Origin of the sequence: Streptomyces sp. NBC_00247 (genome assembly GCF_036188265.1) — a bacterium.
Classification (GTDB): Bacteria; Actinomycetota; Actinomycetes; order Streptomycetales; family Streptomycetaceae; genus Streptomyces.
Map to the genome: position 1 here is coordinate 3,058,091 of NZ_CP108093.1, position 24,848 is coordinate 3,082,938.

General features: G+C 72.2%; 18 protein-coding genes and 1 pseudogene. 3 read left to right on the top strand and 16 right to left on the bottom strand.

Going from position 1 to position 24,848, the window contains the following annotated elements:
• Positions 1-122: 122 nt before the first annotated feature.
• The 8 genes from OHT52_RS12890 to OHT52_RS12925 all read right to left on the bottom strand — a co-directional run bounded on the left by OHT52_RS12890 (position 123) and on the right by OHT52_RS12925 (position 13,105).
• A complete protein-coding gene (locus tag OHT52_RS12890; protein WP_328720292.1) occupies positions 123-1,328 on the bottom strand; it encodes a DNA polymerase III subunit delta' in 1,206 nt (401 codons plus the stop codon).
• A 249-nt stretch (positions 1,329-1,577) separates the two neighbouring features.
• On the bottom strand, positions 1,578-4,955 hold the full coding sequence (gene tmk / locus OHT52_RS12895) for a dTMP kinase (protein WP_328720293.1): 3,378 nt from the start codon (positions 4,953-4,955) through the stop codon (positions 1,578-1,580).
• Positions 4,956-5,204: 249 nt separating this feature from the next.
• Positions 5,205-8,069, bottom strand: coding sequence for a type I DNA topoisomerase (gene topA / locus OHT52_RS12900; RefSeq protein ID WP_328720294.1), 2,865 nt, complete (start codon positions 8,067-8,069; stop codon positions 5,205-5,207).
• A 346-nt stretch (positions 8,070-8,415) separates the two neighbouring features.
• The gene (locus OHT52_RS12905; RefSeq protein ID WP_328720295.1) at positions 8,416-8,613 is read right to left on the bottom strand and encodes a hypothetical protein; all 198 of its coding nucleotides are present in this window, start codon (positions 8,611-8,613) and stop codon (positions 8,416-8,418) included.
• A gap of 345 nt (positions 8,614-8,958) precedes the next feature.
• Entirely contained in the window at positions 8,959-10,479 is a 1,521-nt protein-coding gene (locus tag OHT52_RS12910) for a class I SAM-dependent methyltransferase (RefSeq protein WP_328723715.1), read from the bottom strand.
• A 156-nt stretch (positions 10,480-10,635) separates the two neighbouring features.
• Positions 10,636-11,232: a small secreted protein gene (locus OHT52_RS12915; protein ID WP_328720296.1), complete on the bottom strand. Its 597-nt coding sequence runs from the start codon at positions 11,230-11,232 to the stop codon at positions 10,636-10,638.
• Positions 11,233-12,082: 850 nt separating this feature from the next.
• Positions 12,083-12,559: an ATP-binding protein gene (locus OHT52_RS12920; protein ID WP_328720297.1), complete on the bottom strand. Its 477-nt coding sequence runs from the start codon at positions 12,557-12,559 to the stop codon at positions 12,083-12,085.
• Positions 12,560-12,751: 192 nt separating this feature from the next.
• Positions 12,752-13,105: an STAS domain-containing protein gene (locus OHT52_RS12925; protein WP_003967428.1), complete on the bottom strand. Its 354-nt coding sequence runs from the start codon at positions 13,103-13,105 to the stop codon at positions 12,752-12,754.
• A 78-nt stretch (positions 13,106-13,183) separates the two neighbouring features.
• Between OHT52_RS12925 and OHT52_RS12930 the strand changes: the two genes are divergently transcribed.
• The gene (locus OHT52_RS12930; RefSeq protein ID WP_328720298.1) at positions 13,184-15,751 is read left to right on the top strand and encodes a DEAD/DEAH box helicase; all 2,568 of its coding nucleotides are present in this window, start codon (positions 13,184-13,186) and stop codon (positions 15,749-15,751) included.
• Between the two features lie 40 nt (positions 15,752-15,791).
• Here the strand turns inward: OHT52_RS12930 and OHT52_RS12935 are convergent.
• The 7 genes and pseudogenes from OHT52_RS12935 to ssd all read right to left on the bottom strand — a co-directional run.
• Positions 15,792-16,100: pseudogene (locus OHT52_RS12935) on the bottom strand (Rv3654c family TadE-like protein); the annotation flags it as partial.
• The gene (locus OHT52_RS12940; RefSeq protein WP_328720299.1) at positions 16,097-16,633 is read right to left on the bottom strand and encodes a TadE family type IV pilus minor pilin; all 537 of its coding nucleotides are present in this window, start codon (positions 16,631-16,633) and stop codon (positions 16,097-16,099) included. The pseudogene OHT52_RS12935 and the gene OHT52_RS12940, both read right to left, overlap by 4 nt.
• The gene (locus OHT52_RS12945; RefSeq protein WP_328720300.1) at positions 16,620-16,832 is read right to left on the bottom strand and encodes a DUF4244 domain-containing protein; all 213 of its coding nucleotides are present in this window, start codon (positions 16,830-16,832) and stop codon (positions 16,620-16,622) included. The genes OHT52_RS12940 and OHT52_RS12945 overlap by 14 nt, the downstream gene beginning before the upstream one ends.
• Before the next feature lie 237 nt (positions 16,833-17,069).
• On the bottom strand, positions 17,070-17,684 hold the full coding sequence (locus tag OHT52_RS12950; RefSeq protein WP_443046566.1) for a type II secretion system F family protein: 615 nt from the start codon (positions 17,682-17,684) through the stop codon (positions 17,070-17,072).
• 221 nt (positions 17,685-17,905) lie between these two features.
• Positions 17,906-18,808, bottom strand: coding sequence for a type II secretion system F family protein (locus OHT52_RS12955; RefSeq protein ID WP_443046567.1), 903 nt, complete (start codon positions 18,806-18,808; stop codon positions 17,906-17,908).
• Positions 18,805-19,953 (bottom strand): TadA family conjugal transfer-associated ATPase, encoded by a 1,149-nt coding sequence (locus OHT52_RS12960; RefSeq protein WP_328720303.1) that lies wholly within the window; start codon positions 19,951-19,953, stop codon positions 18,805-18,807. The genes OHT52_RS12955 and OHT52_RS12960 overlap by 4 nt, the downstream gene beginning before the upstream one ends.
• On the bottom strand, positions 19,950-21,005 hold the full coding sequence (ssd, locus tag OHT52_RS12965) for a septum site-determining protein Ssd (protein WP_328720304.1): 1,056 nt from the start codon (positions 21,003-21,005) through the stop codon (positions 19,950-19,952). The genes OHT52_RS12960 and ssd overlap by 4 nt, the downstream gene beginning before the upstream one ends.
• 569 nt (positions 21,006-21,574) lie before the next feature.
• Here ssd and OHT52_RS12970 point away from each other — a divergent pair.
• Complete coding sequence (locus OHT52_RS12970) at positions 21,575-22,417, top strand: HAD family hydrolase (RefSeq protein ID WP_328720305.1); 843 nt, start codon at positions 21,575-21,577, stop codon at positions 22,415-22,417.
• Positions 22,418-22,844: 427 nt separating this feature from the next.
• Here OHT52_RS12970 and OHT52_RS12975 read toward each other — a convergent pair whose 3' ends face one another.
• Complete coding sequence (locus OHT52_RS12975) at positions 22,845-23,669, bottom strand: oxidoreductase (protein WP_328720306.1); 825 nt, start codon at positions 23,667-23,669, stop codon at positions 22,845-22,847.
• A 102-nt stretch (positions 23,670-23,771) separates the two neighbouring features.
• On the opposite strand from OHT52_RS12975, the gene OHT52_RS12980 reads away from it, so the two are divergent.
• Positions 23,772-24,764 carry an ATP-binding protein gene (locus tag OHT52_RS12980; protein WP_328720307.1) on the top strand — a complete coding sequence of 331 codons (993 nt, stop codon included), beginning with the start codon at positions 23,772-23,774 and terminating at the stop codon, positions 24,762-24,764.
• Positions 24,765-24,848 lie beyond the last annotated feature (84 nt).

A 24,848-nucleotide genomic window follows, 5' to 3' on the forward strand; every position in this document is an offset into this window, starting at 1 on the left:
AGCGTAGTCGAGGGGTGACGAGTCGTCTGATTTCCTCCTCATTCGGGTGAACGGGAGGTGCGGCATCCGACGCGGTGCGCGTGCGCCCCCACCCGCGCCCAGCCCGCACGCTCAGCCCGCGCTCAGCCCGCGCGCAGCGCCATCGTCATCGCCTCGACCGCCAGCAGCGGCGCGACGTTCCGGTCGAGCGCGCGTCGGCAGGCGATCACCGCCTCGATACGGCGCAGTGTCTGCGACGGCCCGGAGGACTCGGCGATCCGGTCGAGCGCGTCCCGTACGTCGGTGTTGGCGAGGGCGATCCGCGAGCCCATCTGAAGGGCCAGCACATCGCGGTAGAAGCCGGTGAGATCGGTGAGGGCGAGATCGAGGCTGTCGCGCTGGGTACGCGTCCTGCGCCGCTTCTGCTTGTCCTCCAGATCCTTCATCACGCCCGCCGTGCCACGCGGCATCCGGCCGCCCGCGGCCGCCCCGAGCGCCGCCTTCATCTCCTCGGTCTCCTTGACGTCGACCTCCTCGGCGACCTGCTTGGCGTCCTCGGCGGCCGTGTCGATCAGCTCCTGCGCCGCCTTGAGGCAGCCGCCCACGTCCGCGACGCGCAGCGGGACCTTGAGCACGGCGGCCCGACGGGCCCGCGCCCGCTCGTCCGTCGCCAGTCGGCGGGCGCGCCCGATGTGGCCCTGGGTCGCACGGGCCGCGGAGTGGGCGCGCTCCGGGTCGATGCCGTCGCGGCGGATGAGGACGTCCGCCACCGCCTCCACCGGGGGCGTGCTCAGCGTGAGGTGGCGGCAGCGGGAACGGATCGTGGGCAGCACGTCCTCCAGCGAAGGCGCGCAGAGCAGCCACACCGTGCGCGGGGCGGGCTCCTCCACGGCTTTGAGCAGGACGTTCCCCGCGCCCTCGGTCAGGCGGTCGGCGTCCTCCAGGACGATGACCTGCCAGCGGCCCACGGCGGGCGAGAGCTGGGCGCGGCGCACCAGGTCACGGGTCTCCTTCACACCGATGGAGAGCAGGTCCGTGCGGATCACCTCGACATCGGCGTGGGTGCCGATGAGGCTGGTGTGGCAGCCGTCGCAGAACCCGCAGCCGGGTGCGCCGCCCAGGGCCCGGTCGGGGCTGGTGCACTGGAGGGCTGCGGCGAAGGCCCGGGCGGCGGTGGACCTGCCGGAACCGGGCGGTCCGGTGAACAGCCAGGCGTGCGTCATCTTCGAGCCCGGGGGCACGGGCTCGCGCAGGGCCGTCGCGGTGACCAGGACGTCGGCGTCACGGGCGGCAGCCGAGAGCTGCTCCTGCACCCGGTCCTGACCGACCAGGTCGTCCCATACGGACATGGTCACCGCCCTTCCGGTGGTGTCGTGCGGTCCTGCGGTGACGAGAACCGGAGGCGTACGGCGCGCCTGCCGTCCTGCTGTGCGAGAAGCAGGAGGCGTGACCGCGCGCTTCCATTGTGGCGGACCCCACCGACAATCCCGACGCCGTACCGATTCCGGGGCCCCTCCCGGGAGACGCGAACGCCCCCCGGTCCGGTGATCCGGTCCGGGGGGCGTCCATCCCGCCGTACTCGTACGGCGGGGCGACCGTCAGCGGCGCGGGCGCCGACGGCCCTTGCCGAAACCGTCCGGGTCGTCGTCATGTCCGCCGAGCAGCTCGTCGGCGAGCGTCGGCAGATCGTCCAGCGGGGTCTCCTCGGCCCAGTCCGGACGCGGCCGGCGCGGACGGGCCGCCTGCTCGTACGCGGCCCGGTCGGCGGCCGGATCGCCGCTGATCTGCGGCAGCTCGCGGGTCCGCTCGGCCTCGCTCTCCGCGGCGGAGGGCGCCGGGTCCTCGTCCCGGAAGACGCCCCGGGGAACACGGTCGGCCGGAGCGTCGGGGCGGTAAGCCGGAAGGACAGTGGTCTCGTCCGCCTCGTCCGCCTCGTCCGCCTCGTCCGCCTCGTCCGCCTCCTCGCGGTACGCGGGAAGCACGGTGGTCTCGTCGTTCTCCGCCGTCCCGGCGGACCCCGCCCGCCGCTCGGCGCCGCGCGATCCGTCCCGGCCGGCGGCACCGCCCGAGGACGAGTCCGGCTCGCCCTGGGCCGGCCGCACCTTCGGGACCTGCTGGGTGACCTCGTTCGGGTTCACCATCGGTGTGGGCACCGTCAGCTCGTCGCCCGAGGCACGGGAGCCACCAGAGGTGCCGGACGCGCTGGAAGCGCCGCCCGCACCCACGGATCCCGACTTCGTCCACGGGTCCCGGACCGCACGCGCGGCCTCCGCACGCGCCGCCTCCGCCTTGCGCGCGGCCTCGGCGCGCTCGGCGGCCACCCGCTCCGCCTCCGCGCGGGCCGCGGCCTCCGCCTTCGCCCGGGCGGCGGCTTCGGCCGCCGCGCGCTCGGCGGCCTCCTCCTCGGCCCGGCGGCGGGCGGCCTCGGCACGCACCAAGGCCTCCTCGGCCTTGCGCTGCTTCTCCAGCCGGAGCTCCTCGGCCTCCTTGCGGAGCCGGGCCTCCTCGGCGGCCTGGAGGCGCAGCCGCTCCTGCTCGGCCTCGCGCGCCTTCTCCTCCGCCTCGCGCCGGCGGCGGTCCTCCTCCTCGCGGAGGCGGAGCTCCTCGGCGCGCTGCCGGGCCTCTTCGGCCTGGCGCTCGGCCTCGGCCTGGCGGGCCTCCTCCAGCTCGCGCTGCTTGCGCTCCTCCTCCTCGGCACGGAGCTTGGCGAGCTGCGCCTGGCGCTCGCGCTCCAGCCGCTCCTCCTCCGCCTTGCGGGCGGCCTCTTCCTCCGCCTTGCGCCGGGCCTCCTCCTCGGCCGCCTTGCGCGCCTCTTCCTGGGCCTTGATCTCGGCCTCGGAGAGCGGCAGGACCCGGTCGAGCCGGTGGCGCACGACGGTCGTGATGGCCGCCGGCTCCTGGCCCGCGTCCACGACGAGGTACCGGACCGGGTCGGCGGCGGCGAGGGTCAGGAAGCCGGAACGCACCCGGGCGTGGAATTCCGGGGGCTCGGACTCCAGCCGGTCCGGCGCCTCGGTGAACCGCTCGCGCGCGGTGGCGGGGTCGACGTCCAGCAGCACCGTCAGATGCGGGACGAGCCCGGTGGTCGCCCAGCGCGAGACGCGGGCGATCTCGACGGGCGAGAGGTCCCGTCCGGCGCCCTGGTAGGCGACGGACGAGTCGATGTAGCGGTCCGAGATGACCACCGCGCCACGTTCCAGGGCCGGGCGGACGACGGAGTCGACGTGCTCGGCGCGGTCGGCGGCGTACAACAGGGCCTCGGCACGGTTCGAGAGTCCGGCCGACGACACGTCGAGGAGGATCGAACGAAGCCGCTTGCCGACCGGGGTGGCCCCCGGTTCGCGGGTCACGACGACCTCGTGGCCCTTGGCCCGGATCCACGAGGCGAGTGCCTCGACCTGGGTGGACTTCCCGGCACCGTCGCCGCCCTCCAGGGCGATGAAGAATCCGGTGGCGGCGGGTGCGACGGCCGGGTCGCCTCCGCGCAGCGCCTCCCGCAGGTCGCGCCGGAGCGGGACGCCCGCCCGGTCGTCCGTCTTGGCGAGGACGAGCGCGGCGACGGGCAGCAGCAGGGCGCCGATGAGCATCAGGGCGAAGGCGGCGCCGCCGTGAGCGAAGACGAAGTCCCCGGCGACGAGGCGGTGCCGGCCGAACGCGGCGGCCAGCAGCGGTCCGGCGACGGCGCCGAACGCGACGGCCACCCGGACGACCGCCTGAAGGTGCTCGGTGGTCTTCGCCCGCCGCGGCTCCTCGGTCTCCTGGTCGATCAGGGCGTGGCCGGTGTGGGCGGCGATTCCGGCGGTCCAGCCGGCGAACAGGGCGATCATCAGCCCGGTCGCCGTGTCCGGCACCAGGCCGAGCACCAGCAGCGCCACGCCGGTGAGGGCGAGCGCGAGGGCGAACAGCCGGCGACGCGACAGTGCGGGCAGCACCTTGACGGCGGTACGGACACCGAGGGCGGTGCCGCCGGTCAGTCCGAGGATCAGCAGCGCGTACGTGGCGGGTCCGCCGCCCAGGTCCGCCGCCTGGAGCACCGCGGCGCCCGCGGCAGCCGCGATCGCTCCGGCGACGGCCGCGCTGGCGGCGACGGTCAGCGGGAGGGCGCCGGTACGGCCCCTGCCGCCACCGGCCCCGTCCGCCCCGGCGGTCCGTCGGCGCAGTCCCTCCAGCGGGGAACGCGGCCGGGGCGTGGGGAAGCCCGGCAGTTCGAGGAAGTACAGGGTCGAGATGGAGGCCGAGAACAGTCCGGCGGCGACGTACGAGCCGAGAGCCGCCTGGTGCACCGAGAACCAGTCCAGCCCCGCGCCCAGGAGGTTGCCGGCCAGGGTGGCCACCAGCAGGACGACAGCGGCGGCGGGCACCGCGAGGAAGTCCGTACGCAGGGAGAGCCGGCGCAGCGCGTCGAGGTGGTCGGGGAGCGGGCGTACCGCCGCGCCCTCGATCGGCGGGGCCGGCAGCAGCGCGGGGGCCGCGCTCTCCTTGGCCACCGCCCACAGGCGTTCCCCGGCCCCGGTCACGAAGACGGTGATCAGGATCATCAGGAGCGCGTTGTCCGGCGTCCAGTCGATCCAGAGCGGCGCGATGACCAGCAGCGCGAGTCGTAGCCCGTCGACGCCGATCATCAGCCATCGCCGGTCCAGTACCCCGCCCGGTGCCGTGAGCGACGTCAACGGCCCCAGGAGTACGGCTCCGAAGAGCAAGGCGGAAAAGATCCGGACACCGAAGACGGCGGCGACGGCGAAGGCCGCCCCGCGGTATCCGGTGCCGAATGAGCCCTCCAGGACCGCTGCTTGCAGCGACAACAGCACCAGCACGAGGACGGCGAGTGCGTCGCCGATCCCGCCGACGAGCTGGGCGCTCCACAACCGCCTCAGCGGCTGGATGCGCAGCAGGGCCCGTAGGGCGCGCTCGCGTGAGTCTGCGGCAAGTGTGTCGGAGGTGGGGCTCACGACCGTTGGCTGCTCGGCTCGCGTCATCCGTCCAGCCTATCGGCAGCCGTACGGTCGCCGTTGCCCCGGTCGAACATACGACCATGTGCCAACTCTGTGATTTCCGGGACGGAAGCCGCCCGGTTCGCGCCGCCGCCTGTCCCCCGGGCCGTCCGGAAACCACCCCTGAGGGGGAGGAGCCCCGGACACACGTCCGCCGCCCCCGGTCGGAAAACCGGGGGCGGCGGACGGGCGTGTCGCGGGTGCGGGGCAGGCCGTACCGCGCGGAGGGCCGGCTCAGTCCTCCGTGGACGTGGCGGAGGGGGCGGCGGCGCTCGTCGCCTTCTTCGCCGCCGTGGTCTTCTTCGCGGTCGTGGTCTTCTTCGCGGCGGTGGTCTTCTTCGCCGCGGCCGTCGTCTTCTTGGCCGGGGCCTTCTTCGCCGTGGTGGCCTTCTTGGCAGGTGCCTTCTTCGCGGCCGTCTTCTTCTTGACGGGTCCCTTGGCACGCTTCTCGGCGAGCAGCTCGTACCCGCGCTCGGGTGTGAGCTCCTCGACGCTGTCGCCGGTACGCAGGGTCGCGTTCGTCTCGCCGTCCGTGACGTACGCGCCGAAGCGCCCGTCCTTCACGACCACCGGGGCCCCGCTGACCGGGTCGGTGCCCAGTTCCTTCAGCGGAGGCTTGGCGGCGGCCCGACCGCGCTGCTTGGGCTGCGCGTAGATGGCGAGGGCCTCGTCGAGGGTGATGTCGAAGAGCTGGTCCTCGGAGGTGAGCGACCGCGAGTCCGTCCCCTTCTTCAGGTACGGGCCGTAGCGGCCGTTCTGCGCGGTGATCTCGACGCCCTCCGCGTCCTGGCCGACGACGCGCGGCAGCGACATCAGCTTGAGCGCGTCGGCCAGCGTCACCGTGTCGAGCGACATCGACTTGAAGAGGGAGGCCGTACGCGGCTTCACCGCGTTCTTGCCGGTCTTCGGCGTGCCCTCGGGCAGCACCTCGGTGACGTACGGGCCGTACCGGCCGTCCTTGGCGATGATCTGGTTGCCGGACACCGGGTCGGCGCCCAGCTCGAAGTCGCCGCTCGGCTTGGCCAGCAGTTCCTCCGCGTACTCGACGGAGAGCTCGTCCGGAGCCAGGTCGTCGGGGACGTCGGCCCGCTGGTGGCCCTCGGAGTCCTTCTCGCCGCGCTCGATGTACGGGCCGTACCGGCCGACGCGGAGCTTGATGTCGTTGCCGACGGGGAACGAGGAGATCTCCCGGGCGTCGATGGCGCCGAGGTCGGTGACGAGCTCCTTCAGGCCGCCGAGGTGGTCGCCGTCGCCGTTGCCCGCGTCGGAGGCCGTACCGGCACCGGTGGTGTCCTCGCCCGCGCCGAAGTAAAAACGCTTCAGCCACGGCACGGACTGGGCCTCGCCCCGCGCGATGCGGTCGAGGTCGTCCTCCATGCGGGCGGTGAAGTCGTAGTCGACGAGCCGGCCGAAGTGCTTCTCCAGCAGGTTGACGACGGCGAAGGAGAGGAAGGACGGGACGAGCGCCGTGCCCTTCTTGAAGACGTAACCGCGGTCGAGGATCGTCCCGATGATCGAGGCGTACGTCGACGGGCGGCCGATCTCGCGCTCTTCGAGCTCCTTGACCAGCGAAGCCTCGGTGTAGCGGGCCGGCGGCTTCGTGGAGTGGCCGTCGGCGGTGATCTCCTCGGCCGAGAGCGCGTCGCCCTCGGCGACCTGCGGCAGCCTGCGCTCGCGGTCGTCGAGCTCGGCGTTCGGGTCGTCGGCGCCCTCGACGTACGCCTTCATGAAGCCGTGGAAGGTGATCGTCTTGCCGGAGGCGGAGAACTCGGCGTCCCGGCCGTCGCTCGCCCGGCCGACGATCTTGACGGTGACGGAGTTGCCGACCGCGTCCTTCATCTGGGACGCGACGGTCCGCTTCCAGATCAGCTCGTACAGACGGAACTGGTCACCGCTCAGGCCGGTCTCGGCCGGGGTGCGGAAGCGGTCGCCGGAGGGGCGGATCGCCTCGTGCGCCTCCTGGGCGTTCTTGACCTTCACGGCGTAGGTGCGCGGCTTCTCCGGCAGGTAGTTCGCGCCGTACAGCTCGGTGACCTGCGCCCGGGCGGCGGTGATCGCCGTGTCCGAGAGGGTCGTGGAGTCCGTACGCATGTAGGTGATGAAGCCGTTCTCGTACAGCTTCTGCGCGACCTGCATGGTGGCCTTCGCCCCGAAGCCGAGCTTGCGGCTCGCCTCCTGCTGGAGCGTGGTCGTACGGAACGGGGCGTACGGCGAGCGGCGGTACGGCTTCGACTCGACCGAGCGGACCGCGAAGGCGGAGTCGGCGAGGGCGGCGGCCAAGGCGCGGGCGTTCGTCTCGTCCAGGTGCATGACCTGGCCGGAAGCGGCCTTCAGCTGTCCGTCCGCACCGAAGTCGCGGCCCTGGGCGACACGCCGCCCGTCGACCGCGCTGAGACGGGCGATCAGGGTGGACGGGTCCGAGGCGTCACCGGTGCGGCCGGTGGCGAAGGTGCCCGTCAGGTCCCAGTACGAGGCGGAGCGGAAGGCGATGCGCTCGCGCTCCCGCTCGACGACGAGCCGGGTGGCGACGGACTGGACGCGGCCCGCCGAAAGCCGGGGCATGACCTTCTTCCACAGGACCGGCGAGACCTCGTAGCCGTAGAGGCGGTCGAGGATGCGGCGGGTCTCCTGGGCGTCGACCATGCGCTGGTTGAGCTCACGCGGGTTGGCGACGGCGGCCCGGATCGCGTCCTTGGTGATCTCGTGGAAGACCATCCGGTGGACCGGGACCTTGGGCTTGAGGACTTCCTGCAGGTGCCACGCGATGGCTTCGCCCTCGCGGTCCTCATCGGTGGCGAGGAAGAGTTCGTCGGACTCGGCCAGCAGCTGCTTGAGCTTCCTGACCTGGGCCTTCTTGTCCGCGTTGACGACGTAGACGGGCTGGAAGTCGTGCTCGACGTCGACCCCGAGCCGCCGGACCTCGCCGGTGTACTCGTCGGGAACCTCGGCCGCGCCGTTCGGGAGGTCGCGGATGTGCCCGACGCTCGCCTCGACGACGTATCCGGGGCCGAGATAGCCCTTGATCGTCTTCGCCTTGGCAGGCGACTCGACGATGACGAGTCGGCGGCCGCCCTTTGCGGTCTCGCTGGTCGGGGACAACTTCGCTCTTCTCTCCGGTCGGCACTCGATGCGCATCCACACGGCGGCTCGGAAGCCACTGAAGGTGCTGTCGCTGCGGAGTGTGACGGTACAACCCGCCCCCGTGTCAAACGGCAAAAGCCCGCAACGGCCACTCGAACGGTAACCCGACTTCCGGCATTCCTGCCGCCCGGACTGTCCCTTCCCCACCGGGTGCGGCCGCTGCCCGCGGGTTTCGAGACACCGGAAAAGGGGTGCGGAGGCCGCGCGAAGAAGGTGCGGAGCAGACGTGAAGAGAGGTGCTGCGGGGTCCGGTCCGGGCGGTCCTGCGGACTCCCGGCCCGCGCGACCGACACGCCGGATTCGATCAGAAGCCGGTGAGGATCCACACGCCGAGGACGAGGAAAAGTAGGCCGAAGACCGTCGAAAGCACGGCGGCGGGTACGGGGCTCACTCCCAAGGCCACCGGCGCGCGCCGGGCCGTGCGCGCCCCCGTCCAGATGAGTAGCGCGGCGCCGAACAACGCGAAGACCGATCCCCCGATGGCCGCCGGTCCGCTCTCCATGGCTCCGCACCCCTGTCCTGGCCCGCACACCGGGCCCGGTGGCCCCGGTCGGCCGGACCCGAACGGGGCCGGCTCGCCCTCGGGACGCGCAGGGGGAGGCTGCCACCCCCGGGCGTCGGCCACGCGAACCCAGGGTGAACAACGGGCCCGAGGTAGCCGCCGGGGGGCGCCGGACGGTCGGCCCCCGCTGGGAACGCACGACGCGACCGGCGCGTACCCCCTGCTCAGGCCGGGTGCGCCCGCTCATGCGGGGCGCCGTCCGCTCACGCCGGGCGCCGTCCGCTCAAGCCGGGCGCGCCGGGCGCCGTCCTCGGCCACGCGCCTGCTCAGGCCGGGTGCGCCCGCTCAGGCCGTGCTTCCGGTCCTGTCGGCGCCCGGGTTCACCGGCTCCAGGAAGCCCTCCTCGACCAGGAGCCTGATCGCCCGGGGGGTACGGTCCCGCAGCAGCACCGGGTCCTCACCCATCAACTGGGCGATGGCGTCGAGAATGCGGCCGGCCGGCAGCGAACCGTCGCAGACGCCGGCGAACCCTGCGCCCACCGAGTCGACCTTGGTGGCCCGTCGCATGCCGCGGTGCTGACGCAGCACCACGTGCTCGGGGTCCTCCGCGCCCGGCAGCCCGACCTGCTCCTGCACGACCTCCTCGGCGAGTGTGAAGTGTCCCGCGAGCAGCGAGGCGTCGTCCTGGGCGCGCAGATAGTCCTGGCGGGCGAAGTGCGCGAGGACGGCAGGCCCGAGGGGCTGCTCGATCGAGTGCGGCCACTCCTCCACGACGACCGACGGATTCCCGGCGACGGCCGCGGCGGACTTGCGGAGGGTGATCCAGCCAAATCCGACCGCGGTGGTCCCGCGCTCCTCGAACTCGTCGAGCCAGGCCTCGTACCGGGCGGTGTACTCGGCCGGATCGGAGCGATGGTCACCGCTGTCGCGCAGCCACAGCTCGGCGTACTGGGTGATGTCCTGCACCTCCCGCTGCACGATCCAGGCGTCGCAGCCGACCGGCACCCAGGAACGGAGCCGGTCCTGCCACTCCTCGCCTTCCACGTGCTGCCAGTTGGCGAGGAACTGGGCGTACCCGCCGTCGTTCAGCCGGTCGCCCGACTGCTGGACCAGGGTGCGGCAGAGGTCGTCGCCGCCCATCCCGCCGTCGCGGTAGGTGAGGCGGGCGCCGGGAGAGATGACGAACGGCGGATTCGAGACAATCAGGTCGTAGGTCTCCCCGGCGACCGGCTCGAAGAGGGAGCCCTCCCGCAGATCGGCCGGGGCGGCGCCGGAGAGGGCGAGCGTGAGCCGTGTGAAGTCCAGGGCGCGCGGGTTGAGGTCGGTGGCGGTGACGCGCGTGGCGTGCTGCGCCGCGTGGAGCGCCTGGATACCGGAGCCCGTTCCCAGGTCGAGGGCGGAGGCCACCGCGGTACGGACCGTGATCCCGGCGAGTGTCGTGGACGCGCCACCGACCCCGAGGACGACTCCTTCCTCGTGCGATCCGATGCCGCCCGCGCCTCCGACGGCGCAACCGAGGTCGGAGACGATGAACCAGTCCTCGCCCTCGGGGCCGCCGTACGGGCGGACGTCGACGGTCGCCCGCACCTCGCCGTCCGCCTCGCGCACCCAGCCGTCCGCCAGGCAGAGGGCGAGGGGAAGCGCCGCTTCCGCCCGAGCCACCGGAACGGGCCGCTGAAGAAGGAAGAGCCGCACCAGCGTGTCGAGCGCGGTGTCGCCCCGGGTGGCGCGCAGCGCGGGGACCGTCTCGGCCCGCGCGAGGGCCGCGTAGGCCGGTGCGCCGAGCAGTTCCAGGAGTCCGTCCGCGGTGAACGCGGCTGCGAGCAGTGCCTCACGGAGCGCGGGAACGTGCTCGGACTGCGGCAGGCGGGGCCCCGAGGGGCTTGTCGGTGCTGAGGGGCTCTTCGTACTCACGCCCCCATTGTCGCCGCTCCCACCGACAACGGCAGCGGCCCGGCCACCACGACGGCGGACCGGGCCCACGCGTCCGACGACGCACGGAAGCCACGCGGGCTACGACGACTACGAGGCCTTGGCCTTGGAGGCCGGGGCGCCCGATCCGGGGGAGGAGGAGGCCGCGGGGCTCTTGCAGCTGTCCTGCTTGGCCATGGCGCTCCCGACCTCGCCGGACTGCAGCTTGTTCAGGGCGTCGGCACCGCTGCTGCTGGTGTTCTTCAGCTCGTCGGCGATGTCCTTGAGACCGTCGGCGAACTTCGCCTGGTCCTCGGTGTCGAGCGCGTCCACCTCGCTCTTGAGCTTCGCGTACGCCGCGGAGGAGGCGTTGAGCCCCTTCACCGCCTCCTGCTGCGTGGCCTCGCCGTCGTCGACGGGCGGGGCGCCGGCCGAGTCCACGGCCGAGCCGAGCGCCTTGTACGCCTCCGAGATCTGCTGGAAGGCGGCCGAGTCGGTCCTCTGCACGTCGGCGGGCTGGCTGTTGTCCGCGGTCTGCTCCTGGATGGCGGCGTTGGCGTCCGCGATCTTCTGCAACTGCGGCTGGATCTGGTCGCACACCTTCTTGGCCCAGTCGTCGACCTCGTCGTTGCTGTCGTCGCTGCAACCCGTCAGCGCCAGTACGAGTACCGCACCGCCGGACAGTGCGGCCGCAAGCTTCTTGTTCACCGAATCGGTCCCTTCCAAGGCTCTCGGCCCCGGAACTTACACGCCAAGTGGGCGACATCCGGGCGGCGGTCTCCCGCTACGTGCACATTTGCAGCCATTTGCATCAAGAGGAGCGGAGGAGATTCAACTCACCCTCCGCGGCCGCGCCGACCATGCGGACGGCCCTGCGGACAGCAACCACATATTCACCCGAACGGATGAAGGTCCCACGCGCGCGGAGCCCGCGCCCGGCCCGTACGGCGGTTCGTGCGTCAGTCTTCGTTCCGCACAGCACACGTGACCGCGCATCACCTTTCGGTCGCTGGTACATCTGAGGATTCCCCACCGATCACCCAAGGTTCCGCACGGTCCCTCATGGCTTCCCCGTGGTCCTTCGCGGTCCTCGTGGCTCCCTGTGATTCCTCGCGGTCCCTCGCGGTCCCTGGTGATTCCGCAGGGGTTCGCGTCCCGCCGGGGTCACGGTACGGATAGGGCCCCCGGTACGAATGGGGCCCCCGGTACGGACAGGGCCGCAGTACGGATGGGGCGGCAGTACGGATGGGCATGAGGTCGCGGACGGCGTCGCGGAGATACCTGGCGCACGGGGCGGGAGAGTGGGGTGCGGGAGCGCGAGGCCCGCCGAAGAGAATGCGCCACGAGGCGAGGGGAGATGGGAGGGGTGAGCCCCGTGCTCAGCCAGCACCTGCACCCGCCCTCGCAGCCGCGACAGGCACCAGAAAGAGAGCGCTCGCACCCGGGGAACGAGGCGCCGCCTGCGCGAACATCGCGGCCTTCGCGCACATCGGGCTTCGACGGTCTCAACGACCCCGACAGGCCCGTGCGCGATGTGGGCGGCCGCCGGGAGAATCGATCAGGGAAAGACCACCGCGTGTGCGGTGGGCCAGGTCATCCGGATCACGCCGCCGTTCGCCCCCGACCGGACCTCCACGTCGTCGACCAGGCCCCTGATGACGGCAAGACCCATTTCGTCCTCACCTTCACCGTCCGGATCCGGCTCCGGTTCGTCGAGCCCTACCGGTACGACCGACGCGGCCCGGCGTGCGCCGGGAACAGCGCCTGCGGCATCGCTTCCCAAACCTGGCACATCGTCGCCGACCTCGATGGAGAACGACTTCTCCTCGTCCGTCAGCACCACGGCCACCGGGGTGTCGATGCCGTGAGCGTGGTGCAGCCCGACAGCACGGCTGCAGGCCTCGCCGACCGCGAGTCTGACCTCGTCGAGCACCGCCTCGTCGACGCCGGCCCGGCGTGCCACTGCGGCTGCCACCAGGCGGGCCGTCCGGACATGTTCAGGCTGTGCGCTGAAGCGGAGTTCAACGGTGGCCATGAGATCCCCCTCGAACGTAGGGCGTGCGTCTCAGAGGGCCCGGGCGTGGCGCCCGCACCCCTGGTCCTTCCGGAGCCCGCTGAGCGGACGGCCGACCTCTCGGTCGGCCGTCCGCTCAGCGCGGCCCGGCGCGGCTGCCGCCGTCCGGGCCGTCCACGGTCCGCCGACCGGGGCCGACGGTCCGTTCCGACGTCAGTCGGTGGCGGCGACAGCCTCGTCGACCGTGGTGTGAATCGGAAACACCTTGGTCAGGCCCGTGATCCGGAAGATCTTGAGAATGCGCTCCTGGTTGCAGACCAGGCGCAGCGAGCCCTCATGGGCCCGGACACGCTTCAGGCCGCCCACCAGCACGCCGAGACCGGTGGAGTCGAGGAAGTCGACACCCTCCATGTCGACAACCAGGTGGTAACTGCCGTCATTCACCAACTCGACCAACTGCTCGCGCAGCTTGGGCGCGGTATACACATCAATCTCGCCACCGACCTCGACGACCGTACGGTCGCCACCAGGGCCGGACACATTGCGAGTCGACAGGGACAGGTCCACGGATCCTCCAGCACCTTGCTATCGAGCGGTCGCCCCTCGGTCTCCCCGACGGAGCCAGGGGACGGATCGCCAGCCGCGATGGCATTCAATCACTTACCAGCAGCCATGCACGACGCCTTGGGACCATTGTCCGTCACGCCAGTGACACACTCGGTGCCGATGGCCAAGAATCACCGCCCCAGCGGACCCACCGAGAGCGGAGACTCCCGCCCCTCTCCCGACATGATCCTCGCCCGGCTCGCCGCAGGGGCGGGCCGGGCCGCGCGCATCACTCATACGGAGCACTTGCCCCCGCGACCGGGAACCCATGCCATCTGGCCGGATCGCATCCGGCCAGAAGTGATCGCGGCGATCGGGCGCGCCGGGATCGACCATCCGTGGGTCCATCAGGCGGCTGCGGCCGAATCCGCTCTCGACGGCGAATCCGTGGTGATCGCCACCGGCACGGCGTCCGGAAAGTCGCTCGCCTATCTCGCCCCGGTCCTCAGCGCGCTGCTCGACGGTTCCGAGGCCCCGAACGGACGTGCGGCGACCGCGCTCTACCTCTCGCCCACGAAGGCGCTCGCGGCCGATCAGCGCCGGTCGGTGAAGAGCCTCGCCTCGCCGCTCGGCAACGCGGTCAGGCCCGCCGTCTACGACGGCGACACGCCCGTCGAGGAACGTGAGTGGGTGCGCCAGTACGCCAACTACGTCCTCACCAACCCCGACATGCTGCACCGGGGAATCCTGCCGTCCCATCCCCGCTGGGCCTCCTTCCTGCGCGCTCTGCGCTTCGTCGTCATCGACGAGTGCCACACGTACCGGGGCGTCTTCGGCTCGCACGTCGCCCAAGTCCTGCGCCGCTTGCGCCGGCTGTGCGCGCGGTACGGCTCCGATCCGGTCTTCCTGCTCGCCTCCGCGACCGCGGCCGAGCCCTCGGTCGCGGCAGGCCGGCTCACCGGCCTGCCGGTCAAGGAGATCTCCGACGACGCCTCGCCCCGCGGCGAACTGGTCTTCGCCCTCTGGGAGCCACCGCTCACCGAGATGCGTGGCGAGAAGGGTGCGCCCGTGCGGCGTACCGCCACCGCCGAGACCGCCGACCTGCTCACCGACCTGACCCTCCAGGGTGTCCGTACGGTCGCCTTCGTCCGCTCCCGGCGGGGCGCGGAGCTCATCTCCGTGATCGCCAAGGAGCGGCTGGCCGAGGTCGACCGCTCGCTGCCGGGACGGGTCGCCGCCTACCGGGGTGGCTATCTGCCGGAGGAACGGCGCGCGCTGGAGCGTGCCCTGCACTCCGGCGAACTCCTGGGCCTGTCCGCCACCACCGCCCTCGAACTGGGGATCGACGTCTCCGGTCTGGACGCCGTCGTCATCTCCGGCTACCCGGGTACCCGGGCCTCCCTCTGGCAGCAGGCGGGCCGCGCCGGCCGTTCGGGCCGGGGCGCCCTGGCCGTACTGGTGGCGCGGGACGATCCGCTGGACACCTTCCTCGTGCACCATCCGGAGGCCCTGTTCCACCAGCCGGTGGAGTCGACCGTGCTGGACCCGGACAACCCCTACGTACTCGCCCCCCATCTGTGCGCGGCGGCCGCGGAACTGCCTCTCACCGACGGCGACATCGAACTCTTCGGTCCCACCGTGCCCGAACTGCTGCCTCAGCTGGAGGCCGCGAAACTGCTGCGCAGACGGGCGGCCGGCTGGCACTGGACCCGCCGCGAACGCGCCGCCGACCTCACCGACATCCGGGGCGGCGGAGGCCGGCCGGTGCAGATCGTCGAGGAGGGCACCGGCAGGCTGCTGGGTACCGTCGACGAGGCCGCCTCCCACACCGCGGTGCACGAGGGAGCCGTCCACCTCCACCAGGGACGCACCTACCTGGTCCGGAAGCTGGATCTGGAGGACTCCGTCGCTCTCGTGGAGGAAGCGAATCCGCCGTACTCGACCAACGCCCGCGACACCACGGCCATCACCGTCCTGGAGACCGACACCGCGATCCCCTGGGGGGACGGCCGTCTCTGTTACGGCTCCGTCGAAGTCACCAACCAGGTCGTCTCCTTCCTGCGCCGGAAGCTGATCACCGGGGAGGTACTGGGCGAGACCAAGCTCGAACTGCCGCCCCGCACCCTGCGCACCCGGGCCGTCTGGTGGACCGTCACCGAGGACCAGCTCGACGCCGCACGGATCAATCCGGAGATCCTCGGCGGTGCGCTGCACGCCGCCGAACACGCCTCGATCGGGATGCTCCCCCTGTTCGCCACCTGCGACCGCTGGGACATCGGCGGAGTCTCCGTACCGTTGCACCCGGACACCCTGCTGCCCACCGTCTTCGTGTACGACGGCCACCCCGGCGGCGCGGGGTTCGCCGAACGCGCCTTTCACACCGCCCGCGCCTGGCTGACCGCGACCCGCGAAGCCATCGCGTCCTGCGAATGCGAGGCGGGCTGCCCTTCCTGCATCCAGTCCCCCAAGTGCGGCAACGGCAACGAGCCCCTGCACAAGCGGGGGGCGGTACGTCTCCTGACCGAACTGCTCAGGGCCGCCCCCGCGGGCCCTCCCGTGCCGCAGGGCCTCCCTGCGCCGGAGGGGCGATCGGCACCACCAGGCTCCCCGGAGGACCCGGAAGCCCCGGAGAGCCCAGAGGCCCTGGAGGACCCGCACGGGACCTGACCTCCGGCGCGTACGGCCCGAAAGCCACCCGGGCCGTCACGTCGGCGATCTCTCCCCGCACCGAGCACCGCACCAGCGTGGCGCCTTGCGCGCCCGCTACCCGCCGGGCCGCCGTGCAGGCGGCACCGGTTCCGTGGAGAGCGCGGTCGGCCGCGGCGAGGGCGGCCAGGTCCGCCGCCCCACCGGCACGGTGCCGGGCCGCGACGGCCTGGCCGAACGCGAGGATCACCAGGCACACCGCGCACAGCGTGGCCACCGTCAAGGCCACCCACACGGTCGCCACTCCCTGATCACGGCGCCTTCGATCACCGCGCCTCCGATCACGGTGACGGCCACCGAGGGGGTTCATGGCGCGCCTCCATCGGTCTCCGCGGTCCCGACGGCGTCCCCGGCGAACCCGCCGCCTCCCGCGTCCGAGGCGGCGTCCCCGCTGCCTCCGGACGCGGGAGGCGCGTTCCCGGCACCGACCCCCACCGTGTCCTCGGCCAGGGCTGCCGCCTCGGCGCTCAGGGTGAGCGCCAGGGCGCGCGGCCCGGGTGTGGGAGCCTCCACGCGTACGCGCCAGAGCGAGCCCTCCCTCCGTACGACGACCCGCGCCCGGGCGGGCGCCGCGGTGCGGGCAGCCTCCCGCACCACGGCTTCCGGCTCCGAACGCGCAGCGGCCCTCGCACCGGCCCGGGCCGCGTCCACGCACCGGATCTGGTCGGCGGCCGCCACCAGAGCCCAGACCAGCACCAGGGCGAGGGCCACCAGCGCCGGCAGCGCCATCGCCGCCTCTGCGGTGACCGAGCCCGTGTCCCCGCCACCGCACCGGGCCCGAACAACGATCCCGCCCCTCCGCCGCTCCCGTTCCGCGCCGTATCCCCGCTCAGAACGATCCATCGAGCGCGCCCTTGATCAGCGACTGCAAGGCGTCCTGCACCGCTGCGCTGTTGACCACCTTGTAGAGCACGGCGGCGAACGCGCAGGCGGCGATCGTCCCCATCGCGTACTCGGAGGTGGTCATCCCGCGGTCGGACCGGCCGAACCGGCGGGACCACCAGCCCCACCACTCGACGCCTCTCTTCCCGAACTCCTGCACGAGCAGGCGGAACCGACATCGCACCGGCCGCGCCGCTCTGCCCAGGACGTGCCGTCCGTGTCGGCCACGTCCCCGTCCCCGCTCCCGTCCACCGAGCGTGGTCCCGGAGACTTCTCCACTCGTTTCGATGCCCATGGCGACACTCATCTCAGTTCTCGTGCCGCCCTTCGACGGGCACGGTCGGACAACCGGCGCACCGACGGTGCGCCCGTGAGAAAAACAGACCCACGCGCCGTTTCAGCCGGCGTGCAGAATCCCTCCCGCCAGGCCGACGATCACCGGGGCGACCCCCACCGCCAGGAAGGCGGGGAGGAAGCAGAGCCCCACCGGAGCCGTGATCAGCACGCTCGCGCGCTGGGCCCTCGCCACGGCGGCGTCGGCGCGAGCGGATCGCATGGCGTCGGCCAGCCGGGCGACCGGCTCCGCGGCCGGAGCCCCGGTCTCACTGGCACGGTCCAGGCAGCGGGCCAGCGGACCCGCCCCCGGGATCTCCCCGAGAAGGCCCCATGCCCGGGTGGGGTCGCCGCCGAGGCGGATCTCGGCGGCGGCGCGGACCAGTCGCTCGCCGACTGGTCCCCGGAGCGACTCCCCCACGGCCTCGGCGGCCTGCTGCGGGCCGGCACCGGCGGAGATGCAGGCGGCCAGGAGATCCGCTGCCAGCGGAAGCTGCCGGGCCGCCGAAAGCTCGTCCGCGGCCGGCTCCCCGGAGCCCTCCGGGCGCCGGGCCCGTGCGCCCCGCCGGAAGCGCCACACGGAAGCGGCCGCCCCCGCGCCGGCCACGATTCCCATGACCCCGCCCGCGAGAATCCACACCACCAGCCCCGCACCGACCGGTTCTCCCCACCGCCTCACAGCGTCACGGAGCCCCGAGGCCGGTCGGGACAGCACTCGCTGTGCCCGTTCCCCGCCCGACGAGCCCTCGTCGTGGTCCGGCTCTCCGAGGAGCACGGCGCATCGCTTCCGCCGGGTCCGTTCCCGACGGTTCCCGGTCGCGGACAGCCCCGCGCACAGGGACGCCGCACCTGCACCGAGCCAGATCCCCAGGCTGTGGACAACTTCTCCGGATGCGGCGTTCATCCCGCGGCCCCCGCCCGCACGATCCGCCCGGCCCAGCAGAGCCCGGCCGTCTCCAGCAACAGCCCGGCCGCCAGGCAGAACAGTCCCGCCGGAGTGTGCAGCAGGACGCGGAGGGGATCGGCCCCCAGCGCGGCACCCATCCCCAGCCCCGCCAACGGCAGCAGAGCCAGCACCACCACCGTCGACCAGGCTCCGGCGAGCCGGGCCCGCAGTTCCTCCCTGCGCCGTCGCTCCGCCCGCAGCGCCCCGTCCAGACGGTCCAGCCCCGCCGCGAGTCCGGCGCCGCCGTCCGCCGACACCCGCCAGCACGCCGCGATCCCGGCCAGCGACGCCGGCCCCGGCTTCCGGGACGCACGGTGCAGCGCACCAGGTACATCGCCGCCGAACCGCGCCGCGGCGAGCACCAGTGGCTCGGCGGCACCCAGACCACGCGTCTCGCGTACCGCACGGATCAACGCCTGTACCGGTTCGCGACCGGCCCGCAGTTCACCGACGACCGCCCCGCAGAGCGCCGTGACCGCCTCGTCCGACCGCTCGTACGCGGTCCGCTCGGCCCGCCCCCGCAGCCACCGCCGTACCAGGGGCACGGCCGCGGCGCCCGCGACCAGCGGCAGCCACGACTCCCCGAGGACCGCGAGTGCCACGGCGGCCGGGACACAGACCCATTCGCGCCGCCGCGTCAGCAGCTCACCCGGCCGTGTGCGCCGCATCGCCGCGCTCGGCGCCACTGCCGCCGGCCTGACCGCGTTTCCACCACCGACGCCCGAGGCACCGCGTACCGCTTCCGCGCACCTCGCCCTCGCCGTCCCGCCGCCACCACGGCGTACGACCAACCAGACCGCAAGAGCCACGCAGGCCGCCGCTCCCCACGTCGCGCAGGCCGGCTCCGCCCCGGTCACCAGGCACCCCCGACGAGCGCGGCCAGCTTCTGCCAGCCCGCGGCCCGCACGAAGCCGTCCGCCCCGCCCGTCAGCGCGGGTACGGTGAACACGAGCCCGTCGGAATCGCGTTCCAGCACATGGACCTCGGCCAGACGCCGACGCCCCGTCCGGTCACGCGCCAGGTGGATCACCACCGACAACGCTGCGGCCAACTGGCTGTGCAGCGAAGGCCGGTCGAGCCCTGCCGCCGTCCCCAGCGCCTCCAGGCGAGCGGGCACGTGCGACGCGGCGTTGGCGTGCACCGTCCCGCACCCGCCCTCATGCCCCGTGTTCAACGCAGCCAGCAGATCCGTCACTTCGGCTCCTCGCACCTCGCCCACGACCAGCCGGTCCGGACGCATGCGCAACGCCTGGCGGACCAGGTCCCGAAGTGTCACCAGACCCGCCCCCTCCTGGTTGGCGGGCCGGGACTCCAGCCGCACCACGTGCGGGTGGTCCGGACGCAGTTCGGCCGAGTCCTCGGCCAGCACGATCCGTTCGTGCGCGCCCACCTCTCCCAGCAGACTCGACAGCAGGGTGGTCTTCCCCGCGCCGGTGCCCCCGCTGATGAGGTAGGAGACGCGGGCACGCACCAGGCTTCGCAGCATCCGGTCGCCGCCCGGCGGCACCGTCCCCGCCCGGACGAGCTCCTCCAGGCTGAACGCCCGCGGACGGACGACACGCAGGGAGAGGCAGGTCGACCCCACGGACACCGGGGGCAGTACGGCGTGCATCCGCGTCCCGTCCGGCAGCCGCGCGTCCACCCAGGGCCGGGCGTCGTCCAGTCGTCGGCCGGCAACCGCCGCGAGACGCTGCGCGAGCCTCCGCACCGCTGCGGCGTCGGAGAAGGTGACACCGGTCAACTCCAGGCCACCGCCCCGGTCCACCCATACCCGATCGGGCGCGGAGACGAGGACATCGGTCACCTCCGAGTCGGCCAGCAGAGACTCCAGCACTCCCGTGCCGACCAGCTCACCGCGTAGCTCGGCCGCCGCACCCAGGATTTCCTGGTCCCCCATCAGTAGGTCCTGCGCCCGGACGGCGGCGGCCACGCCCGCCGGGGTCGGCACCTCCCCACTGAGCGCCAGCCGCTGCCGCACGGCGTCCAGCAGCCTCTCGGTCATGACACCCCTCCTGCAGGAACGGGACGACCGCCGACGTACGTCTTCTCCCAGAACGCGGTGCAGAACCGGGCGAGAGGACCTCGTGGCCCCGCCCCCGGTGGAAGGAGACCGTCCTGATGCGCCGCCGCCCCCGGTTCCACCGGGAGTTCTCCCAGAAGCGGCAGAGCGAGCGCGCGGGCCACCCAGGGACCGTCCAGGCCAGGGGCGAACGGTGCCCGGGCCACCACCCTCAGATCGTCCAGGGTCGTGCCGACCGCCGACGCCACGCACTTCGCTGCTGCCACGGCGCGCAGTTCACCTGGCACGACCAACAGCCCGAGGTCCGCCTGACGGAGCGCTTCCGCGACCCCCTCGTCCACCTGGCGGGGCAGGTCCACGACCACCACCCCGCCCGGCCGCCGAGCGGCCGCGAGCACCGACCGCACCGCCTGAGGCGGTACGACAGCGCCGCACTCGCGCCCCCGGCTGAGCACACGCAGTCCGTGCAGGGCGGGCAGCGAGTCCTCCAGGACCCCACCGCCGAGCCGGCCCCTGGTGTGGGCGAAGTCGGGCCATCTCCGGCCCTCGGCACGCTCCCCTCCCAACAGGACGTCGAGGCCGCCTCCCAGCGGATCGCCGTCGATCAGCGTGGTCCGCAGTCCCGCCCGGGCGGCGGTCACGGCGAGCGCGCAAGCGAGCGTCGACGCACCTGCCCCACCCCTGCCACCCACGACCGCCACGGTGAGCGCGGGGCGTCCTGCCCCCTCCGTCGCGTTGGCGAGCTGCTCGATGAGCCAGCCCTCGGCTTCGGGCAGTCCCAGTACGTGCTCGGCGCCGATCTCGACCGCGTGCCGCCAGACGTCGGGCGAGTCCTGATCCCGCCCGACCAGCATCACTCCGCGGCGCCGTACGAGTCCGCGGCACCGCTTGACCGCGTCGTCGCCCACCAGGACCAGCGGCGCCTGCCGCCACACCTCACGGTCCTCCGGCGCGCCGTGGAGAACTTCCGGTTCTGCTCCCGCTGCCGCGCAGAGACGCAGCAGATCGTCGAGCAGATCGACGTCTTCGGTCACGATCAGCGGTACGCCGCATCGCCCTTCGGCGACCGGGATTCCTCGTCCTTGTCGCGCATGGGAACGGTTCACGATCCCCACCCCCTTCTCACAGCTCCTTGAGCACCGTTCACGCCAGCCCCGCAACAATCCGGGACAGGCGATTCCGGAACCCGCGGACTTCACGGGTGGAATCACCTTGCGATCTCACGGAAAAAGATGTGGATCTTGATGGAGAACTGTGGACAACTCGCGCGCTGTGAATAACTCGGTCACCCGAATCGGGGATATCCGGAGCGCACCCCTTTCACTACGCACAGTCACATGCAAGGCTGTGAGCAGACGCGCTCGTTCAGGACCGCGATCCCGGAGAACAAGAGGGAAATGCCGCACGATTCCGGGGAAAAACACCTGGACGTGCGACGACCCCCGCCGGGGGGGAGAGCGGGGGTCGTGCCCACGGCCGACTCGGGGGGGAGGAGCCGGACCGGGTTAGCACGGTCGCGAACGATCCGTGACTTCCATGGTGTACCCGACCACCTGGCCAGGCAAACCCACGCACCGGAGTTTGAGCCGAATGGAGGCCCCCTATGCTCAGCCTTGTGGAAAACCGCTTCTCGCCGCGCACCGCCGCCTTCTTCGACCTGGACAAGACGGTCATTGCGAAGTCTTCGACGCTGGCCTTCAGCAAGTCCTTCTACCAAGGCGGTCTGATCAACCGCCGCGCAGTGCTGCGCACGGCGTACGCACAGTTCGTGTTCCTCGCCGGAGGCGCGGATCACGATCAGATGGAGGGGATGCGTGAATATCTCTCCGCGCTCTGCAAGGGGTGGAACGTGGCACAGGTCAAGGAGATCGTCGCCGAGACCCTGCACGACCTGATCGACCCGATCATCTACGACGAGGCAGCCACGCTCATCGAGGAGCACCACGCCGCGGGACGTGACGTGGTGATCGTCTCCACGTCGGGCGCCGAGGTGGTGGAGCCCATCGGTGAACTGCTCGGGGCCGACCGGGTGGTGGCGACCCGGATGGTCGTCGGCGACGACGGCTGTTTCACCGGCGAGGTCGAGTACTACGCCTACGGCCCGACCAAGGCCGAGGCCGTCAAGGAACTGGCCGCGTCGGAGGGGTACGACCTCTCCCGCTGCTACGCCTACAGCGACTCCGCCACCGACGTCCCGATGCTGGAGTCGGTCGGCCATCCCCACGCCGTGAACCCGGACCGGGCTCTGCGACGTGAGGCCGGCGCAAGACAGTGGCCGGTTCTCGTGTTCGACCGCCCGGTCCGGCTCAAGCAGCGGCTGCCCTCCTTCTCACTGCCGCCGCGTCCGGCGCTCGTCGCCGCCGCGGCCGTGGGAGCGGCTGCCGCCACCGCCGGGCTCGTCTGGTACGCCACGCGGCGACGCGCGGCGGCCACCGCCTCTGCCTGACCGACGCCCGGCTGCCGCCCGGGGCACGGAGGCCTCGGCGCGGACAGGGCTCAGACAGCTCGTATCCGCCGGTCGATTCCCCATCCGCGTCGGTGAGTGCTTGAACGCGAAAGTAAAGAAGTGGAGCCTGGGGTACCGCTTACCCCGCTCCAGGAGTACAAAGGAGTCAACGGCCCGCGAGACCGAGGACATCCGAGAGGATGACCTTTCACGCAGCAAGGCCCCACGGACCGCGCATCGAAGTTGGGCACCCACGCGACGTCGACCCGTCGATTACGGGCCAGCCGCACCAGGTGACGGGCAAAGTACCCGACCTGATGGGCATAGATCGAGGACGCTTGGTAACCCGGCGGACGTGCCAGCGGCGGTACCGGTTTCCGGTACCGCCGCAACTCTTCGCCCACCGGGCCCACCCTTGCGCAGACGGTCAGGCAGCGCCGCGCTGCAGCGCCTCGCAGACCGCTGTCGACTCCCTGACGCCCAGTTCCACCGCACGCCCGCAGTGCGCGATCCAGGCCGCCATCCCCTCGGGCGTACCCGACAAGTACCCCTCGAACGCCGCCACGTAGGCGGCCCGGCCCTGCTCCGCATGGCCGACCTCGGCCGGGCAGATCGACTTCGGGTCCAAGCCGCTGCCGATCAGCACGATGCGCTCGGCGGTCCGGGCCACCAGCCCGTTGCACGAACCGAAGGGACGCAGCGCGAGGAGTTCGCCGTGCACGATCGCGGAGGTGACCAGGGCGGGCGCGGTACTGCCGTCGATGATGAGCCGCGACAGCCCTTCGAGTCGCCCGGCCACCTCGTCGGCATCCGGCAGAGGTGCCTCCACCAGTGGCTCGTCCACCGTCTCCCCGGCCAGCCGGGGCCGGCCCACCGCGTCGTCGGGGGTCGCGCCTCCGGCGGCCACCAGGTGGAGTCTGGCCAGTACCCGCAGGGGCGACTGCCGCCAGATGGAGAGCAGTTGACCGGCTTCGGCCGTGAGGCGCAGCGCAGCGCCCACCGTCCGCGCCTCGGAATCGCCGCTGAAGTCGGTACGGCGGCGCACCTCTTCGAGGTTCCAGTCGGCGCCCGACAGCGCCGCCGAACCACGCGCTCCGCGCAGCGCGGCCTCCGAGGTCACCTCGTTGCTCCGGCGGCGCATCACGCGGTGGCCGTAGACCTGGTCCACGGCCTTGCGGACCGAGCCCACGGAGTCGGGGACCCCTGGCAGGGCGGCGAGAGCGGCGAGCGGGTCCGAGGCAGTCGTACTCATAAGTAGCGAGGCTACGCGCCCCATACACCCTCGCCACCCCCACGTGTTGTTCTTCACGAAGCGCGACGACTTTGCGCGATGCTGCGACTACCCTAGGTGAACATGAAGATCGCTTTCGTAGGGAAGGGCGGCAGCGGCAAGACCACGCTGTCCTCTCTCTTCATCCGCCACCTCGCCGCCAACGAAGCCCATGTCATCGCCGTGGACGCCGACATCAACCAGCACCTCGGGGCCGCGCTGGGCCTCGACGAGCAGGAGGCGGCAGCGCTCCCGTCGATGGGTGCCGAACTGCCGCTGATCAAGGACTACCTACGCGGCAGCAACCCGCGGATCGCCTCCGCCGAGACGATGATCAAGACCACGCCGCCCGGCGAGGGGTCGCGCCTGCTGCGCGTCTGCGAGGACAACCCGGTCTACGACGCCTGCGCGCGCACGGTGCGCCTCGACGACGGCGACATCCGCCTGATGGCCACGGGTGCGTTCGACGAGGCGGACCTCGGGGTGGCCTGCTACCACTCCAAGGTGGGCGCGGTGGAGCTCTGCCTCAACCACATGGTCGACGGCCCGGACGAGTACGTCGTGGTCGACATGACCGCCGGATCCGACTCGTTCGCCTCGGGGATGTTCACCCGGTTCGACATGACGTTCCTGATCGCCGAACCGACCCGGAAGGGCGTATCGGTGTACCGCCAGTACAAGGAGTACGCGCGGGACTTCGGCGTGACGCTCCGGGTGGTCGGCAACAAGGTTCAGGGCCCGGAGGACCTGGATTTCCTGCGCTCGGAGGTCGGCGAGGACCTGCTCGTCGGAGTCGGCCACTCCGACTGGGTGCGTGCGATGGAGAAGGGCCGGCCGGACCGCTTCGAACTGTTGGAGGCCGACAACAGGATGGCGCTCCAAGCCCTCCAGGACGCGGCCGAGGACTCGTACGAACTGCGCGACCGGGAGCGGTACACGCGCCAGATGGTCCACTTCCATCTGAAGAACGCGGAGAGCTGGGGCAATGAGAAAACGGGCGCCGATCTGGCCGCCCAGGTCGATCCCGCGTTCACGCTCGACGACCGCCTGGTGACGGGTGCGGTCGCTCCCGTGTGACGAGCGACGACCGCGGTCCGGCCGGTACGGCCACAACGAGGGGCGGGACCCGCGCGGACAACCCGCAGCGGTCCCGCCCTCGCA

Coding starts and splice junctions, on each gene's coding strand:
- OHT52_RS12890 (WP_328720292.1), bottom strand. CDS start 1,328: ATGTCCGTATGGGACGACCTGGTCGGTCAGGACCGGGTGCAGGAGCAG.
- tmk (WP_328720293.1), bottom strand. CDS start 4,955: ATGACGCGAGCCGAGCAGCCAACGGTCGTGAGCCCCACCTCCGACACA.
- OHT52_RS12905 (WP_328720295.1), bottom strand. CDS start 8,613: ATGGAGAGCGGACCGGCGGCCATCGGGGGATCGGTCTTCGCGTTGTTC.
- OHT52_RS12920 (WP_328720297.1), bottom strand. CDS start 12,559: ATGGCCACCGTTGAACTCCGCTTCAGCGCACAGCCTGAACATGTCCGG.
- OHT52_RS12930 (WP_328720298.1), top strand. CDS start 13,184: ATGGCATTCAATCACTTACCAGCAGCCATGCACGACGCCTTGGGACCA.
- OHT52_RS12940 (WP_328720299.1), bottom strand. CDS start 16,633: ATGGATCGTTCTGAGCGGGGATACGGCGCGGAACGGGAGCGGCGGAGG.
- OHT52_RS12960 (WP_328720303.1), bottom strand. CDS start 19,953: ATGACCGAGAGGCTGCTGGACGCCGTGCGGCAGCGGCTGGCGCTCAGT.
- OHT52_RS12970 (WP_328720305.1), top strand. CDS start 21,575: ATGCTCAGCCTTGTGGAAAACCGCTTCTCGCCGCGCACCGCCGCCTTC.
- OHT52_RS12975 (WP_328720306.1), bottom strand. CDS start 23,669: ATGAGTACGACTGCCTCGGACCCGCTCGCCGCTCTCGCCGCCCTGCCA.
- OHT52_RS12980 (WP_328720307.1), top strand. CDS start 23,772: ATGAAGATCGCTTTCGTAGGGAAGGGCGGCAGCGGCAAGACCACGCTG.